The organism is Enterovibrio gelatinilyticus, assembly GCF_028683095.1.
Lineage (GTDB): Bacteria > Pseudomonadota > Gammaproteobacteria > Enterobacterales > Vibrionaceae > Enterovibrio > Enterovibrio gelatinilyticus.
Genome location: NZ_JAJUBC010000083.1, coordinates 1 through 1,144, shown reverse-complemented (window position 1 = coordinate 1,144; position 1,144 = coordinate 1). Strand labels below are relative to the sequence as shown.

Below are 1,144 nucleotides of genomic sequence, written 5' to 3'. Positions count from 1 at the left end.
AAATCCACCTTAAACGCCAAAAATTGATTTAACAAAATTTGCGGAGATGTTTTGCGTCCGCCTTGAAAACCTTTGTTATAAAGCTGCCACCCAATCCGTTTGAATAGCCGAACCTCGCCTTTTGCCTTTGCAAGCAGCCCTTGGGATGCTTGGTCTTTTCTGGCCATTGATGGCTTGTTTGCAACACTTTCAATGGTGAGCGGCGATCCAAAACCAAACCGCTTTTTTGTTGAGAAAACCACTGTGGTTTGGCGCTCAAAGTCGCTGCTTACATGTAAGTAAAATTACAGCGTATAACGTCGTTTTAAGGGGCGAAAAACGATAGCTTCACGCGAAAATACCACCTTAAACACCATAAGTTAATTTAACAAAAATTGCGGGGCGTTTTTTCGTCCGCCTTCAAAACCTTTGTTATGGAGATACCCACCAAAATTGTAAGTTTTCCAACTACTTTTGAATATAAAGAAAGAAGTACGCATAGGCTAAAGGCGTCGCCAGTAGTGGAGCTGATATGACAAACCATTTTGCTGTTTTTTTGAAGTAGAATTTTATTGCCATTCTATTCAGTAGAAGCAGAGACTTACCAAGTCTAATAAAGAAGTAACCGAACCTTATAAATGTCCCAAATCCGACTAGCAGGCTTGAAACAATAAGAGCTCCCTCTATTGAAATATTGTCCGGAAAATCAACGCCACGTCCAGTTAGTAGCCAAGCGAAGGAAATCAACACCATAAGAAGCAGCAAAGCAGATCCTTCAGTCTGGGTACGAATTGACTCCACCCTCTGTTCACTTGCTTTTCTAAGATATGAATCACTGAAGCACCTACGAATCACTCTTAAGCGACTGTCAAGTTTGACCAAAGGGTCAGATGTTATGAAATCATCAACAGAGCTCCGCAGCTTAAGAAGCCAGCTACAGAAAAAAGTCATCAACACTAACAAAATCAGATAGCCCATACTTTCTCCATAACGCCTCATTAAGAGGCTAAAAATAGTTGGTTAAAATAAGCGACGAAGGAGCAAAAACCATCTATTTTTTGTCCTACTTCAATGACTTGTTGAACGAAGCCGCTATGCGGCAGAATAACACCACACCGCCTACGTTTCTTCCAACCCTGCCAATCGGGCAGCGGACTGGAGAGAT

1 protein-coding gene is annotated in these 1,144 nt (G+C 41.8%); it reads right to left on the bottom strand.

From position 1 onward, the window contains the following. Positions 1-447: 447 nt before the first annotated feature. Positions 448-957, bottom strand: coding sequence for a hypothetical protein (locus LRP50_RS25280; RefSeq protein ID WP_274167157.1), 510 nt, complete (start codon positions 955-957; stop codon positions 448-450). Between the last annotated feature and the right edge of the window lie 187 nt (positions 958-1,144).

Excerpts from the sequence above, each read along its gene's own strand:
- LRP50_RS25280 (WP_274167157.1), bottom strand. The coding sequence starts at position 957 with ATGGGCTATCTGATTTTGTTAGTGTTGATGACTTTTTTCTGTAGCTGG.